Source organism: Oribacterium sp. WCC10, assembly GCF_900113415.1.
Classification (GTDB): Bacteria; Bacillota; Clostridia; order Lachnospirales; family Lachnospiraceae; genus Oribacterium.
On record NZ_FOPH01000009.1, the window covers coordinates 56,491 to 73,778 of the forward strand.

The 17,288-nt window shown below is 40.7% G+C and carries 11 protein-coding genes; 5 read left to right on the forward strand and 6 right to left on the reverse strand.

From position 1 onward, the window contains the following. Window positions 1-168: 168 nt before the first annotated feature. Window positions 169-3,231 carry an efflux RND transporter permease subunit gene (locus BM294_RS08260; RefSeq protein ID WP_091206803.1) on the reverse strand — a complete coding sequence of 1,021 codons (3,063 nt, stop codon included), beginning with the start codon at window positions 3,229-3,231 and terminating at the stop codon, window positions 169-171. Beyond that, window positions 3,218-4,312: an efflux RND transporter periplasmic adaptor subunit gene (locus tag BM294_RS08265; protein ID WP_091206806.1), complete on the reverse strand. Its 1,095-nt coding sequence runs from the start codon at window positions 4,310-4,312 to the stop codon at window positions 3,218-3,220. Before BM294_RS08265 ends, BM294_RS08260 begins: the two co-directional genes overlap by 14 nt. Window positions 4,313-4,593: 281 nt before the next feature. On the opposite strand from BM294_RS08265, the gene BM294_RS08270 reads away from it, so the two are divergent. Both BM294_RS08270 and BM294_RS08275 read left to right on the forward strand, forming a co-directional pair. Further along, window positions 4,594-5,277 (forward strand): response regulator transcription factor, encoded by a 684-nt coding sequence (locus BM294_RS08270; RefSeq protein ID WP_091206809.1) that lies wholly within the window; start codon window positions 4,594-4,596, stop codon window positions 5,275-5,277. A 4-nt stretch (window positions 5,278-5,281) separates the two neighbouring features. Beyond that, on the forward strand, window positions 5,282-6,346 hold the full coding sequence (locus tag BM294_RS08275) for a sensor histidine kinase (RefSeq protein WP_091206810.1): 1,065 nt from the start codon (window positions 5,282-5,284) through the stop codon (window positions 6,344-6,346). Between the two features lie 116 nt (window positions 6,347-6,462). On the opposite strand, the gene BM294_RS08280 is transcribed toward BM294_RS08275, so the two are convergent. From BM294_RS08280 to BM294_RS08290, 3 genes are all read right to left on the reverse strand, one after another. Further along, window positions 6,463-8,256 carry an MATE family efflux transporter gene (locus BM294_RS08280; protein WP_091206813.1) on the reverse strand — a complete coding sequence of 598 codons (1,794 nt, stop codon included), beginning with the start codon at window positions 8,254-8,256 and terminating at the stop codon, window positions 6,463-6,465. A gap of 125 nt (window positions 8,257-8,381) precedes the next feature. Continuing rightward, on the reverse strand, window positions 8,382-10,397 hold the full coding sequence (locus BM294_RS08285) for an ATP-binding SpoIIE family protein phosphatase (protein WP_091206816.1): 2,016 nt from the start codon (window positions 10,395-10,397) through the stop codon (window positions 8,382-8,384). A 72-nt stretch (window positions 10,398-10,469) separates the two neighbouring features. Continuing rightward, window positions 10,470-10,760, reverse strand: a complete 291-nt coding sequence (locus BM294_RS08290; RefSeq protein WP_091206819.1) for an STAS domain-containing protein — start codon at window positions 10,758-10,760, stop codon at window positions 10,470-10,472. A gap of 624 nt (window positions 10,761-11,384) precedes the next feature. Between BM294_RS08290 and BM294_RS08295 the strand changes: the two genes are divergently transcribed. Both BM294_RS08295 and BM294_RS08300 read left to right on the forward strand, forming a co-directional pair. Further along, a complete protein-coding gene (locus BM294_RS08295) occupies window positions 11,385-12,557 on the forward strand; it encodes a GGDEF domain-containing protein (protein ID WP_091206822.1) in 1,173 nt (390 codons plus the stop codon). Between the two features lie 199 nt (window positions 12,558-12,756). Beyond that, the gene (locus BM294_RS08300) at window positions 12,757-13,650 is read left to right on the forward strand and encodes an AraC family transcriptional regulator (RefSeq protein WP_091206825.1); all 894 of its coding nucleotides are present in this window, start codon (window positions 12,757-12,759) and stop codon (window positions 13,648-13,650) included. Between the two features lie 291 nt (window positions 13,651-13,941). On the opposite strand, the gene hcp is transcribed toward BM294_RS08300, so the two are convergent. After that, entirely contained in the window at window positions 13,942-15,576 is a 1,635-nt protein-coding gene (gene hcp, locus BM294_RS08305) for a hydroxylamine reductase (RefSeq protein WP_091206827.1), read from the reverse strand. 356 nt (window positions 15,577-15,932) lie between these two features. On the opposite strand from hcp, the gene BM294_RS08310 reads away from it, so the two are divergent. After that, window positions 15,933-17,228 (forward strand): TFIIB-type zinc ribbon-containing protein, encoded by a 1,296-nt coding sequence (locus tag BM294_RS08310; protein WP_091206830.1) that lies wholly within the window; start codon window positions 15,933-15,935, stop codon window positions 17,226-17,228. Window positions 17,229-17,288: the final 60 nt, after the last annotated feature.

Here is a 17,288-nt window from a genome sequence, read left to right on the forward strand (position 1 = left end):
CAAAATCAAAAAGACATTATACTGCGGAAAAACAAAAGAAGCACCACATATGTGGTGCCCTTTTCAAATAAATCACTCCGCACGGAACGATTCGATACTGGATCGCTTCGCGCTATGCGCTCACTGGGAACGTCAGCCCATTTGAATTCGCTTCGCGAAGGGCTGACGCTACATGCCAGGTCCTTCGGACCTGCCACAAAAAGCGTTCCTCTCATGTTTCGGCGTCATTACAGAATAATAAACCGGCAGCATCAGAAGACAAAGCAGTGTGGATGCTGTAAGTCCGCCGATATTTACTATGGCGAGTCCCTGATTCATGGAGCCTGCATTACCAAACGCCATGGCCATCGGAATCATCGATATAACGGTTGTCAGAGTAGTCATAAGGATAGGTCTGATACGTGTAGCTCCTGCTTCTATGAGAGCTTCATCAAAATCCATAGTACCTCTATACTGATTTGCCGTATCAACGTAGAGAATACCGTTATTTACAGCGGTACCTATGAGCATCAGGAATCCAACCATGGATACCATACTGATAGAGCAGTCTGTAAGCCAGAGCAACGAGAAAGAACCTATCAGAGAAAAAGGTATGGTAGTCATGACCATCAATGAGTATTTGGGAGACTCGAACTGTGATGCCATCACTACAAATACCAGAAATACTGCTTCAAGAAGAGCCATCATCAGATTCCCCATTTCTCTGGACCGTGTCTTATCCATGGTACTTTTACCTATGGTCACTGTGCCTGTGAGATTAGGTTTTACTGTTTCTTCAAGTATCTGTTTGGGCGATTCCTTGGTAGCTTTATCCGAGTACTCTGCTGTTATTGTAACATTATACTGCTTGTCTGCCCGGGCTATAGATGCCGGTGAATCCACATAGTGAACATCAGCTACATCAGTCAGGACAACCTGACCGCCGTTTCCGGCACTTAAAAGGATGTTCTTTATCTCATAAAGAGAATCGTATTGATCAACAGGGTATTCAACTTTTACATCCGTGTCCTCTCCATTTACCGGAATACTTGTCACTGTTGATCCCGTAAGTATTGACCTCAGTGTACTACCTATGGTTCCTGCCGTAAGGCCGTAGGATTTGGCTTTAATGGCATCTACTGTAACCTCTACTACAGGGGAAGAATTGTCTATGCTTGAATGAACTCTTGCTATATCGTCACGTGTTTCAATGTCTGATACTATTTCATTTACGACTTCTTTCACCTCATCATAGTCCGCCCCCTGAATCATTACTTCATAGTTATCTCCGGAAGAACTCATCATACTCATGGAAGATTTCATTTCCACGGAAATATCACAATTCGTAACATCCGAAAGCTCCTTCTTCCATTTGTTTACGACATCCTTTGTTTCCATGCTTCTGTCATCTTTTAGAGTTGCAGCGATAGTCGCCTCAGAATTTCCGCTTCCACCGGTAAACTCTGTCCTGTAATGTTCCAGATCCGGATCCTGTTTAATGATTTCTTCTATTTCATCTAATGCAGGTTCTATCTTCTTTATTTCCGTACCGGGTCTTGTATTCACAGTAATGCTTATCTCACCCTGATCATCTGATGGCATGAGTTCAATGGTAAGTGTTGTCGCAAGTAAAAGGGAACCAACGAGAAGCAGCACAGAGGTAATCATAACTGTTTTTTTCTTCGGAAGGATCTTCTGCATCAAAACTCTATAGCCGTCCTGAAGTTCCTTCACAGAGTCGTTAAGCATTGCCTTTGTTTTTTCCTCAGGCTTATACATCATGTAGCAAAGAGGAACTACTGTGATAGCAGAGATAAGCGATGCAGACATACAGAAAACAATGGTGAATCCCAAAGGTCCGAACATCTGACCTGTCATACCGGAAAGCAGTCCCAGAGGCAGAAATACTACACAGGTGGTTATGGTTGAGGCTATAACCGACATAGCCACTATTCCTGTTCCATCCAAAGCATCACGTGCGTATTCCAAAAGTCCCTGTTTTTCTTTATTTTTAGCAGTAACTCTGAAACAACTCTCCAGCACTACTATGGAGTTATCTACCATCATACCGACTCCCAGAGTCAGCGCGGAGAGGGTGATCATATTGAGGGAATACCCCATCGAACTCATAAGTATCAGTGCAGCCAGTATGGATGCAGGTATAGAACTTCCTACAATGAGGGATGCCTTTATATCTCCGAAAAACAGATATATGATGATCATGGAAATGACTATGGCAAGGATAAGTGTCTTTACCACATCATTGATTGAGTCAGTTATATTTTCGGAGGTATCGCTGATTACGGTAATTTCAAGGGCATTATCCTTTTTTGAAAGCGTGTCTATGGTGTTCCTTACTTTCTCTGAAAGTTTCATTGAAGACGCACTTTGCTGCCTTGATATAGAGATGGTTATGGTATCCTCTCCATCATATTTTGCAATACTGTCATTCTTTTCATTAGCATAATTAACTGTTGCCACATCCTGAAGATATACAACATCATTCTGGTTTTTGGTTGTAAGCGGAATATCCCCGAGAGCTTCAAAGGAATCATATTTCATTCTGGTGGAGACCGAAAGCTCCTGACTTCCATCCAGAGTACTCCCGGCCGGGATGGTCGCATCCGCTGCTGAAATGTCTCCGGCTATGGATGACATAGTTACTCCGTACTGAAGCATTTTTTCTTCATTTAATTCTATAGAGATATACTGTTTGTTTCCTCCATTTATCTTTATATCAGCTACCTCAGGTATCTTTTCGAATTCCGGAGACAGTTTATTTTCCACATAATTGTATAGATTTGCTGACTCCTTTTTGTTCTGTATCATGAGAGTCATATCCGAACCTGAGTTCATATTCATCTCAAATATGGATGGTGTCTTGCAGCCATCCGGAAGCTCTCTCGAAACCTGATCAACCTTCTTTTTGAGATCATCATACGCCTTATCCATATCCGTTCCGTAATCATATGAAAGCATGATCATGGAAGATCCTTCACTTGATTTTGATGTTATGTTATCAAGACCGGAAAGAGCGCTGATATTGTCTTCTATAGGCTTTGTCACAAGTTCCGCAACATCCTCCGGGCTGGCTCCGGAATAATATGTCATTATAACCATCATGGACATATCCATATCAGGCGTAAGTTCAAGGGTAGTATTGAAAACTGATGATATACCAAAAACTATAAGGCATAGGATTGCCAGTACAGCCGAGACAGGTCTCTTTAAAACCAATTTAGTTATTCCCATTATTTTCCCCCTTGATCCTTACTTCTGTACCGTCACTGAGTTCTGAACTCCATGTAGAAACCACCTGATCTTTGGCATCAACACCACTAAGTATCTGAACATTATTTTCATCCTCTATTCCGGTAACTACCTTGACCTTTGAGAGTATATGATCCCTGCTTACATATACGAAAGATCCGGCACTTTCACTGTAGATACAATCTTTCGGAAGAGTCAGAACATTTTCTGCATGACTTGAAACAACGTAGAGTTTCACTTTTGATCCTGTGGGGAGCGCGGAAATATCTGAAGAAACGGTGTCGGCATCACCATACAAAAGATCTGCCTTAACAGTGTAAAGTCCGGTTGAATCCTCAGCCATGGTGCTGATTTCTGTGATGTGGCCGGTAAAAGTCCTGCCCTCTTTTTCAACCCTTATGGCGTCGCCTGTGTTTAATCCGTTACGTATACGTTCAGTTACAGAAAAAGAAACAACCTTATGGCCGTTACCCGTAATGACACACAACTGGGTTCCTGCATTTACTGTGTCATTCGCTTTTATGTTCACTATCTCTATCATTCCATCGATTTTTGCTTTTACATTGGCATACTCCTGCTGTGTATCGTAAGAAGTCTTTGCCGACTGATACTGAACCTCTGCGGATCTTAAGGCATTTACATAGGATTCATAGTCTGACGCGCTTATATCTCCCGTTGCATAAAGAGGCTGCATTCTTGAAAGATCCTGCTGTGCTTTCTGAAGATTTATCTGTGCTGATTCAACAGATGCTTTTGCACCGGCAACCTGTTTTGTATCTATAGTGCAGATGGTATCTCCGGCCTTCACCATATCTCCGGCAGAAACATTAAGTGAAGTTACATCTCCGCCTACTTTGGCGTAAACATAGACCGTATCACTGTTCTCAATAGAACCAATAAGAGAAGTTTCACTGCTTATAGCGGAAAGTCCGGGATTAATAACTTCTACCATCGGAGCAGAAACGCCTTGCGCAAACACCTCCTGATTACTCAGCTTTCTGTAAACTGCTGCGCCTAAAACAAGGACTATAAGGCCCATGACCACCATTGAACGTTTTTTCATACTGATCTCCTTTTAAACATAAGCCGAAACACTATTTAGGCTTAGCTTTTATTGTCATCATAACGCCCATATTCTAGGTGCCTTTTTTTTAACAAGTTTTAAGCCAATGTTAACTGAATGTTAAATCGTGAAAAATACCGCAAAGAAATCCGCTGAAATTTTTCTAAATCCTTTTGAAAGTCAATACTTACTTAACATTTCGGTTGTAAGCTGTACGATATAGAGTAAATAGCAAGCCCGCCTTTAGGTTTATAGCATCAGATTTTTTCACAGGAGTATATATGTTTACGATTTTAGTAATTGAAGATAATGATGAACTTAGAAATCTCTATTCTCTTGCTTTAAGAAAGCAGGGGTATGAGACATTATCAGCATCAGATGGCGTCACGGCATCACAGCTTTTGGAACAGAATTTTGTTGACATGGTCATAACAGATATCATGATGCCAAACATGAATAGATATGAGTTTGTCAAATACTTACGGTCTTTCAACAAAGAGATACCTATAATCATTATCACCGCTAAGGATGATTTCTCTTCCAAACAGGAAGGGTATCATCTGGGCACAGATGACTATATGGTGAAACCAATAGATGTAAATGAACTATGTCTTCGTGTCGAAGCCCTTCTCAGACGTTCAAAGATAGTTCATGAACGGAAGCAGACAATAGGTGAAACCGTGCTGGATCTGGATGCTCTGTCAGTAACCCGAAATGATTTAAGCTATGATCTTTCAAAAAAAGAGTTCTATCTTCTATATAAATTGATATCAACTCCAAATAAGATTCATACCAGACAGCAGCTTATGGACGAGATATGGGGAGTAGAAGCAGAATCCGATGCACGAACCGTAGATGTGCATATCAGTAAACTGAGAAAACTTTTTGAAGCTAATCCCGACTTCAGCATAAAGACCATTCGAGGCCTGGGCTACAAAGTCACTATTCCGGATCACACGAGGTGAATTAATGAAACAATATTTGTCTAAAATATTTAAAAAACATAAATTATGGCTTTTAACCTATGCTCTTTCATTTATAGGTTTACTCCTGTCTATTTTGGCCGGCGTCATGGTTGGGTTCTTACTGTACAAGTATGATCTCTCAGATTCTTTTGGCTTCATAAAAAATCCACTGACACCTTATCTGATAAGCGTGCTTATACTGACTCTCATCTTTATGAGATTTATTTCCTTCATCATAATCAAGCCACTGAATAACCTTGTTGATGCCCTGCAAAAGATATCCCAGGGAGATTTTGAAGTTAAACTTGATGAGAATTCCGGACTTCAGGAATTCCGAAATATGAATAAAAATTTCAATCGAATGGCTAAGGAACTTTCCAATACTGAAACCCTGAGGAATGACTTCGTATCCAATGTTTCTCACGAGTTTAAAACTCCTCTTTCTTCCATAGAGGGGTATGCTTCCCTCATGCTTGCGCCGGATATATCCAAAGATGAACTTCAGGTATATGCAAAAAAGATTATGACCAGTACCAAACAGCTATCCTCACTGACAGGTAACATACTGGCTCTTTCAAGACTAAACACCGGAACCATCAATGAGACTCCCGTTTTATATTCTTTGGATGAACAGATTCGCGAATCCATACTTATGCTGGAGCAGAAATGGACACAAAAAAATATTGACCTTGAAATGGAACTTCCGGAGGTCAATATCATGAATTATCAAAATTTACTTTTTCAGGTCTGGACCAATATCTATTCTAATGCCATAAAGTTCTCACCTGACAACTCCACTATCACTACCCTCATTGAAAAGGAAGATAATGTCATAAAAGTAAGTATCAGGGATCAGGGTATAGGAATGACCGAGGAACAGATCCATCACATATTTGATAAATTCTTTCAGGCCGATACTGCTCATAAATCCGAGGGAAACGGTCTGGGGCTCGCAATCTGCGCTTCAATCCTGAAGCTTTCGGGAGGAAGCATACAGGTTCAAAGTACACTGGGGAAAGGATCAGAATTTGTAGTTTTTCTTCCATACTCAATCCTACCACAAAAATAGCAGGCATCACACTTAGTGTATCATTCAAGGTTATGTGCGATAAGATATCAGACACGCACTTTAGAATTCATTAGAACTTCTTCTCTTTCACCCACTTCTCTATCATACAAGTATGTTCATATCCTGACCAAAAGATTATTCAGTTTTAATATACATGTATACCGGAATTCTTTTGATAAACCAATGATGATTCTTATTCCGGGATGATGCATGATATCATTTTCAGAATACATTTCCAGCTGCTTTACAGGGTCAAATATGAGACAGTTATCCCTGATTCGGAGGATATAGTCATCTCCTTTTTTCAGGACGCGAACATCTATGCTATGCGCCCTTTTATCCTTGCTGAATCCATGCTCTATGATATTTCCGGCCATTTCCTCAACAGCAAGTGCCATATGATATCTGCGATATGTATCACAGCCATGTTCTTCGCAGAACTTCCAGACCGCCCTCGTGAGCCTGGTCACATCCTTCATGGAATCGGTGCTTAAGTCAATGCAGTCTTCCTCCGGAACATCAAAGGTATCGGGAAGCAGCAAAATCTTATCCAAAATCCCCTTATCTCCTATTCCCATCATCCGGCTCTTAACATTAATCAAAATCACATAATAAATATACATGAGCAGCTGGGTTGCCGGAAATGCAAACCATACTGCATTGGCTTTGAACCGGAATGAAAGCAGACCTGCTGAAAGCATCAAAAATCCCGATTCGGACAAAAATCCGGAAACGGAAGATAACCGACTTCTTCCGATACCCTGAAAATAATTAAAGTAAATCAGGCTTAGTCCATAAAATGGCATCCCGATTGCATATGAACGAACTGCCACTGTTGCCAGACTCAGGGCCTCAGAGTGTTCCTTGATATAGAGCGATGCAAACTGCGGTGCAAATATCCATGTAAAGACAGCAACTCCCAATGTAATCATCAAAGTTGCCTGTAATGAAGTGAAAAGTAATCGCTTCATCCTTGGACGATCCTCCTCTCCCATGAGGATTCCTGCCATGATGGCAACAGTATCTGCCATACCGATCGTCAGACTGCAAAGTATATCATCCGCCTGCTGATAAACAGAGTATGCTGCTATAGCCGATGAAGATGCCACCAACGCAAGAAGTCTGTTCATAAATGCCGTACGCAGTGTGAATCCTATTCTGAACACACCGACAGGTATCCCCTGTGATACTATGCCTTTCAGCTCACTCAGCCTGATATACTTGAAGGAATATCGGAGTATGGCCTCCTTTTTTCTGAAATGCAACAGGAGAACCGCAAGTGCCATATAATAGCTGATACTGGTAGCCAGTCCCATACCAAAAGTGTCTCCGTGAATCACAAATGCCACGATAAAGTCCATTAGTACATCTGTTACCGTAAGTACTATGGATGCTATAACCGGAAGATTTCTGTCATTATCAATGGGATAATAACCATTTAATATCCTCATGGCATTCATAGCCGGAAGTCCAAAAGAAATTCCAAGGAGATATGCCCTTGCCTTGGGTAAAAGCGCAGAAGCATTGCCGGTGGCGCCAAGTACTCTTGCTATATGAGCTGAAAAAGGAATCAGAATCAACATCAACAAGGTGGCAATTCCAACCGTAACTGTGATGGCCAGCGAAAAAATCCCCTGCGCCTCCTTAAGTTTTCCTTCTCCTATAAGTCTTGTGAACCGGTTTCTGGAACCTGTGGATATCACTGTTCCGAAAAGGGCAAAACACGTCATCAGCGGACTAACGATACCAAATGCGGCCATTGAATCCACTCCCAGACATCGTCCGATGATCACACCGTCTATGAGATTTCCCAGCATATGTGTCAGTTCAGACAAAAAAAACGCCATTAACTGAGCATAAAATGTATCTCTGATTATCCTGCTCTCTTGTATAACTATTCCTCTACTCATGATTTGTTTAATATCTACCCCTTAGAATGTGTTGTCGAATACATTAAATGAAACATTTTCTATTCATATGACGTGGGTGTCAAAAGTGCATGACACTCACTGATTAGCACCAACAATGTGCTGCATCATTCATAATCTTCTGTAAGGGGTGTTACGTCAAACTTGAGTGTAAGTATATTCCTGTCTTCGATTCGGTTATAAATCATTTCCTTTGAATTTTTGCGGGCCATCATTAAACCGATTCCCCCCTTATCAAGTTCTTCAAATTCTTTTTTATTGACAGATGTTTTCACCGGATCAAACGGAATTCCATCATCAAAAAATGTCACTGAATAGATATTACCTATCCTTTCGCAGGAAAAACTGACATTACCGGCTTCGGAATAATTCACAATATTCGAAAAAATCTCCTCACATGCCAGCAGAATTTTCCTAGAAATTTCGTTTTCGCCAAGAGATGTCAAAATAGTTTGCTTAACTGTTTTAAATGACTCCATTTCCGGAGTAAGATAATTGCTGTTCATCTCATTATTTTTATATATGGCAGCTGTGCATGTAATGTCATCGAACTGTTCAAGACCTTCGGAAAAACGCTTTACCGAATCCACTATGGAATGGACAAGTATATGCGCACCGGAAAATCCATCCTGCTGATAATTCTTTTTAATTATCTCAACAAGTTTTCTCTCACCATACTGGACTTTTTCTGTATTTAATGTTTCTGTTACACCGTCAGTATATATGAGAACACCTTCTCCATCCTTTAGGGTTATCTCTTCTTCCTTTATATCCGCATCATCAAAAATCCCAAGCGCCATGCCGGTGTCTACATCGATATATGACGGAACTCTGCCAAGAAGAATCGGCGGAGTATGTCCGGCATTTGCAAGGGTTAGAATGCCTGTTTTTGTGTTAAGCTTTGCCGCCAATACTGTAGCAAACATATTCTCAGGATTGGCCATACAGATTTCTCCGTTAACAAAGTTAAGTGTTTCCGAAAGGGAAGACCCCATTCTCAGATTTTCTCTTATGGTGGTCTTTACCATAACCATAAAAAGTGCCGCCGAAATACCTTTACCGGAACTGTCTCCAACGACGATGCAGACATTATCCTTATCCAGATTGAAGATATCGTAAAAATCACCGCCTACCTCTCTTGCCGGATGTTCATATCCGAATACTTCATATCCATTACCCGAAAGACCATGTTCAAAAGGAACAATACCGCACTGTATCTTTCTTGCAATATCAAGCTGTGTTCCAACCTGGACTTTTTCCATCGTAAGCTTTTCGATATCATTGACATATTCAGATATATCTACAGCCATTTCATCGAAGGACGCCTCTATATCCGTCACTTCATCTTCGAAAAAGGTTTTTCTGCCCGGTGAGTATATCTCTGCATCTCTGTCCTTAACAAAATGCTTCATCTTCCAGGATAATGTTTTTATAGGTCGAATCACCATCTTCCTTATGAGCATAAGGGCTATCAGGAATGTAAGTCCGATGACGAACATTTCCTGCGCAAAAGTATGTATCAGATACTCATAGGCAAGCTTCATTATTGAATCTATGTCAACACCAACTCCTATCAAAGCAACAATATCATCATCCTGATCAGTTATAGGAGAAATGTGCAGATAGATATCTCCGTATTGATTGCTTATCAATTCAAAGTCCTGTTTTGAAGTGCCGTTCAGAACATTTTTCTCTGCATTATGCAATGGCACACTGTATATATTGCCGCTTTCATAGCCGTAATCTTCATTCATACGTGCATCATCATCCTGATTGTTGGCCGCAATTATGATGTAATGCCTGTTCAGTTCCTTATCTATGGTATATAAACTGATAAATCTTAAACCGAAACCCAAACATAAATGTCTTAATGTATCATGAATCCTTACTCTGTACTGTTCATCCTCCTGAAGTGCATCTATGCTACCCTCATAATCAAGGGCTGTCTTAACGGTGGAACCTACTATTCCAGCTGTAGCGGTTCCCTGTTTCTGAACTTCATTGAGGCTATAGATATACTGTATTCCAACTGTGAGTAATGATGATAAAATCAGTGAAATCGTAAACAAAAGAGCGATTCTTTTCAGTATGGATATCCTGAGTTTTTTTCTTTTTTTCGCCATCGTTCTTCCCAAACTGTCACATATGTATCGTCAGCATTGTCCCATTTATTCAATCCCGACATATACAAAAAATCATTCGATATTTACTCTCTTGGTTATACCGGTCATATTCAGGACTTCAAATACTTCTCCCGAAACGGATTTAAGCGTAACGTTTCCACTCATCTTTTTGTAAGCTGACACGATTTGTCTTATACCTGAGGATGAAATGTACTCCAGTTCCTTAAAGTCAAAAACTATGGAAGCAATATCACTTCCGATTTCGTCCAATACCGCTGCCAGTTCAGGCGCAGACTGTGTATCAAGCCATCCCTTCAACTCTAAAGTAACGGTATCACCCTCAACGATCTTTTTTATATCCATGTTTCCCCTCCTGTAACAATGAATAAATCCCGAAAACTCATAGAAAATAAGACACTATATAATGACGTGAGTGTCAAAAGTATTTGCCACTCACTAATTAGCGCTAACGCACACATTCGTGTGTAATATGCTGCTATCATTATATCACAAAGTGGCCCTTGTCATACGAATGAGCTGTAAACCCTTACAACTTTATCGTTACATCTTCACTCTAAGAAAATATCTCATGAAAGAATAAAATATGTCGATGTAAAAAACAAAGATTTAATAAGAACTAAAAAGACTATCATGAACATTGCCGTCAAAAAGGTTTCGACCTTTGATATAATGATGCAAGGGTCAAAAGTACCAAATCACGTGCTTGCACGTTGATTTGAGACTTTATGACCCGCCCGAACACGAATAACGTAGTCGTTTTGCATAGCAAAAGGACGTGAGTTATGAGTGTTCAGCAGCACATTGCACACGAATGTGTGCGTGCTGCGCATCATCAGTGAGTGGCAAATACTTTTGACACTCACGTCATATAATAACGTGAGTGCGCTGACGTTAATCAGTGGGGGCAATACATTTTACACTCCCATCTTTAATATAGTTACAGTTTTTGAACCGGGGTTTTATACAATGCCGAATGAATATGCAATTCTTTATTTTGAGATAAATCTCTTTTCTCTTATACTTATAGGAATCATCCTCTTCAAGACCAGAGGTCTTTCGAAGATGGTGGCACAAACACATTTTGCCATATCCATAATTGCGGAAATGGTGTTCTTTGCCTCCGACACGTTGTTTGTGCTGATATATGAAGGGATACTTCCGGGCGGCAGATTTGTGCTGATGACATGTAAAGAGCTCTACTTCCTGTCAACCGAGCTTATGTGTTTTTTCTGGTTTCTCTATTTTGAATATCTCAGGGAAACCACTTTTGTAAAGAAGCGAAATCACGTCATGTATTCCACATCTTTACTGTGGCTGCTGGTGATTCTTCTTTTGACAAATCCCATAGGAAAATCTCTCTTTTATTTTGATGCCGGTGGAGAATATCACAGAGGACCTCTCTTTATACTTACATATGTACTCTCATATAGCTATGTTGTGATAGCTTTCATCAGAGCCATGATCAACATTTTTAAAGAAACCGATGAAAGTAATAAAGAGTTTCTCATAAAACTATGTCTTTTCCCTATCGGTCCCGGAATATCCGGGATTCTGCAGTTTGTGCAGCCAAGAATTCCTGTTGCATGTGTAGCGATTTCGCTTTCTACATTTTTCCTGTATCTCACATGGATCGATCAGTTAATATCACTTGATCCACTGACCGGACTCAATAATCGCAAACAGCTTACGCATGGCTTTGAAAGCCTGTCAAAAAGCGCAGGAGAACACGATAGTATCTGGCTTTATCTCATAGATGTAAATCACTTTAAACAGATAAATGATACTTTTGGACATCTGCAGGGTGATAAGGCGCTTAAGATCATTGCAGAGACATTAAAAGCCGCCTGCAAGGGAATGGACAAGGGTACCGTGATCGCCAGATTTGGCGGTGATGAATTTGTGATTCTTGTTCCGGGAAACAGTGAATATGAAAGTAACATGCTGAAGAATACCATAAATGATAAGCTTAAAGAACTATCCTCTAAAAAAAGTATTCCTTTTGAGCTAACCGTAAGCATAGGAGTTGCAAAAGCAGAAGCCGGTGAAAGCCTTAAAGATCTGCTGTCCAGAGCCGATGAAGCCATGTACATAGAAAAGAAGGCGGGAAAAAGCCAGGCAATGAATCTTAATCAGAGGTAATTGTTTCGCCGTGTGCCGGAAATAAGTTTTACTAAGAACCGGAGAACGCCCTTCAGTTCTGAGCATTCAAATTTCCGGCAGAACTGTTACAATAAAAGAAAATATATCATTTGGACAAATCCGAGCAGAAAATGACATGATGATTCTTTCCTGAACATTTATGATGTAAGTGCAAGAATCAAAGGAAGGAAACATTAACATGGAGTGGATAACCGGTGTACGAAAAGCAATTGATTATATGGAGAAGCATCTGACCGATGACATCAGTGCGCAGGATGTGGCGGAACATGTGTATCTCTCATCATTTTTTCTTCAGAAGGGATTCTCTCTGATGACCGGTTATGGCATCGGGGAGTATATCAGAAACAGAAGGCTTTATAATGCAGCGATGGACCTGAAGAATACGGATGCAAAGGTTATAGATATAGCCTGCACATATTGCTATGAAACACCGGAAAGCTTCTCAAAAGCATTTTCACGTTTCCATGGAGTAACCCCGACAGAGGCTCGTGACGGAGCTCCTGTAAGGACATTTCTTCCTTTGACTATCAAAGTTCAGATTCAGGGAGGCGATCAGATGGATGTAAAGATAACACCTATGTTTCAATTCAAGGTTATAGGTTTTCAGAAGATATTCGATGATGAAACCGCTTATCAGGAGATACCGAAGTTCTGGAATGAGATCATCGAGAAGTATGCTGCCAATGTTTATGCCGGAAATGAGCCGGTCAATGCCTATGAAAGAGCCATCGTAGATAACTGCATCGGTGAGTACGGAGTCTGCATCGATGATATCGGATCAGGGAAGTTCCGTTATATGGTGGCAGGTAAATACACAGGTGGCGAAGTTCCGGAAGGGATGGTGGTATATGAATTTCCAAGAGGTGACTGGGCGGTTTTCGACTGTATAGGCCCTGTCCCCGAAGCCCTGCAAAACGTGAATACGCGCATCTTTAAGGAATGGCTCCCTGGCAATCCGGAGTATGAACTCTGCGGAAATGCTACAGCAGAGTGGTATGACTGTGTTAACGGAAAAATGTCTGACCCGGATTACCACAGCGCAATCTGGATTCCGGTAAAGAGAAAAAACTGAGGAAACACTGATTATATCAGCATTTCCCTAAGCATCTATTGAATTTATAGCAGTTACTTCAATTTGAACACTAAAACAGATTTCTCCATCCTATCTTTATCAAAAGACCAAATTTAAAAACCACTGACAGGATTGATGATCACCCATCAGTGGTTATTTGATTTCTGCGATATCCAATTGACGACAAGCCGGTTCAGGCGGAATTATCACAGCTGTATCCTAAAAAACTTACAAGGAATATACAAACACTGTTTCTGTTAACAGAAGCCAATTGACTAACCGTCTAAAAGATTAATTGAAAAACATCTTTATATCATCATCTACATTAGTGATGGAACCTATACCGAAACTGTCTACAAGCACCTTTGCTACATTCGGTGAAAGGAATGCAGGAAGTGTAGGTCCGAGATGTATGTTCTTGACTCCAAGATAAAGAAGTGCAAGAAGTACGATAACCGCTTTCTGCTCATACCAGGAAATGTTGTAAACTATCGGCAACTCATTTATATCATCAAGGCCAAATGCCTCCTTGAGTTTAAGAGCGATGAGCGCAAGCGAATATGAATCATTACACTGACCGGCATCAAGAACTCTTGGGATTCCGTCGATGTCTCCGAGATTCAGCTTATTGTACTTATACTTAGCGCAGCCTGCTGTCAGAATCACAGTATCCTTTGGAAGTGCCTTGGCAAATTCTGTATAGTACTCTCTTGACTTTGCACGTCCGTCACAACCGGCCATAACAACAAACTTCTTTATAGCTCCGGATTTAACAGCATCAACAACCTTGTCTGCCAATGCAAATACCTGTGCATGAGCAAAACCTCCTACGATTTCACCCTTCTCAATCTCTGTAGGTGCCTTACATGTCTTTGCAAGTTCGATAATCTCAGAGAAATCCTTCTTCTCTCCGTACTTTCCATCGATATGTCTGCATCCCGGATATCCTGTCGCACCTGTTGTGAAGAGTCTGTTCTTATATGACTCAGCAGGAGGAACGATACAGTTGGTTGTCATAAGGATAGGTCCGTTAAAGCTTTCAAACTCTTCCTTCTGCTTCCACCATGCATTACCATAGTTACCGGCAAAGTTATCATACTTTTTAAAGAATGGATAATAGTGAGCAGGTAACATTTCTGAATGAGTATAAACATCTACTCCTGTTCCCTGTGTCTGCTCAAGAAGCATCTCAAGGTCTTTTAAGTCATGACCTGAAATGAGAATTCCCGGATTATTTCTTACACCGATATCAACCTTTGAGATTTCAGGATTGCCATACGCGGAAGTATTGGCCTCATCAAGAAGAGCCATTCCGTCTACTCCGTACCTTCCGGTTTCAAGAGTAAGAGCTACATAATCATCAACAGAAAGTGAATCATCAAGGGATTTTGCAAGTGCGTACTGAAGAAAACTGTCTACTGCTTCATTATTCTTAAGAAGAGCATTGGCATGCTTTGAGTATGCCGCAAGACCCTTAAGTCCGTATGTGATCAGCTCTCTGAGAGATCTGATATCCTCATTCTCTGTTGAAAGAACGCCAACATGCTTTGCATTTTCATCATAGTCGCATCTGGCTCCGTTCCAAAGAGATGCTTCCGGAAGATCTTCCTTTGCTGAAACCTGATCAATGATCTCTGCCTTTACTTTGAGAGTCTCTTCAATTCTGCCCGCAATCTTTTCATAATCAAAATTTGCATTTGTTATGGTGGAGAAAAGATTTACGGTAATAAGATGATTTATATCCTCATTAACCTTTTTGCCTTCCTTACGAAGCTGTGTGGTAACAGCACTGATTCCTTTTGTTACATATACGAGAAGATCCTGAAGATTTGCAACCTCAGGCTTTTTACCGCATACACCAACCATTGTGCATCCCTTGCAACCTGCTGTTTCCTGACACTGATAGCAGAACATTTTATTATCCATGGTAAAACCTCCTAAACGAAACTTTAATGTTGTTCGAGGAAGATAATAATGCAGAAAGCATCAAAATACTGTTGCGAACGCAACAATATTTGATATGTATAATTAACATCTTGTCTTCAGGAAATCCATTCGCAGATTTTTGAATTTACACGTATTTTTATTTATTACTCATTATTTCAAATTTTTCCTTCACGTTTTTTCTTCAAATTTATTCCTCATTCAGAGAAAAAATAATACAATTAGATATAGACAAGTCTGTGAAATCTGATACGGAACGCTTTGTTTTAAAGCGATCCGGTATCATTTAAAACTGTGAAACTATAAGCATTAACAAAACCTATGAAAGAGGGGTGTATATGGGTAATGTAATGAACTTTAAGTGTCCATGCTGTGGCGCGAAGCTGGTCTACAGCGGACAGGTACAGGAAATGGCATGTGAGTATTGCGGTTCACAATTCAGCATGGAGCAGGTAAAAGCCGCTGAGGAATCTCTAAAAGAAGATGCCGGGGGCAATAATCTGGTATGGAATACTCCAAATCAGCAGATTATCAGCGACGAAAACGGAAAAGTACAGGGTTACAGATGTCAATCCTGCGGAGCCGAAATGGTTGCTGACGAACACACTGCGGCAACCGAATGTCCGTATTGCGGTAATCCATCCATCATACCGCAATCCTTTGAAGGCTTGTATCGTCCGAATCTGATGATCCCGTTTGCCATAGGCAAAAATCAGGCATGCGAGAAACTCAAGGAATTCACTAAAGGAAAGAAACTCCTTCCGGATTCCTTTACAGCAGGAAATCGTATAGACAAGATCACGGGAATCTATGTACCATTCTGGCTCTACAGTTGTCACGCAAAAGGTTCTGTTTCCTTTGAAGGAGTAAAGTCAAAAACCTGGGAAGATGCCAACTACACCTATGTAAAAAAGGACTATTACCATATCACAAGATCCGGCGAGATGGACTTCAACAGAATTCCTGTAGATGCCTCAACGCAAATGGATGATGCCACTATGGACTCATTGGAACCGTTTGATTTCGGTAAAGCGACCGAATATGATGCTGCTTACTTCTCAGGATATCTTGCTGACAGATATGATGTACAGGAAAGTGACGCTCAGCCAAGAGCCAATGAAAGAGTCCAGAATACTTTCCGAAACAAAATGCGTGATGCTGTGACCGGCTATACAGAGGTTTCCCAGAAAAGCGAGAGTATCAAACTATCTGATGCCAAAGCTGAATACGCCATGCTGCCGGTATGGATGATGACAACAAAATATGAGGGAAACTCCTATACCTTCGGCATAAACGGCCAGACCGGCAAAATGGTCGGAAGCCTTCCGATAGATAAAGGTAAATATTATAAATACATGACAATTGCATTTGTGATAGCATTTATCATTCTCTCAGCATTGTCTTTCCTGTTTATCTCCGGAGGTATCACACTAAAGGGCGAACTGATTGCAGCCGGTATCTCACTTCTTATCGGATGGATCTACGCAAACAGTCTCAAGAGCGCAATGAATACCATCGCCATAAAGAAAACCGCTGCAGGCTATATGAAAGACAACTCCTTAAAGTTTGGCAACAAGCTTGACCTCTTCCTTTATCATAAAACAGAAAAGAAAGAGAAAACGACAAAGAAATAGCAGCTAATGCAAATGCCATTAGCATTAAACAAGGTCATGAGCAATTGCTCATGACCTTGT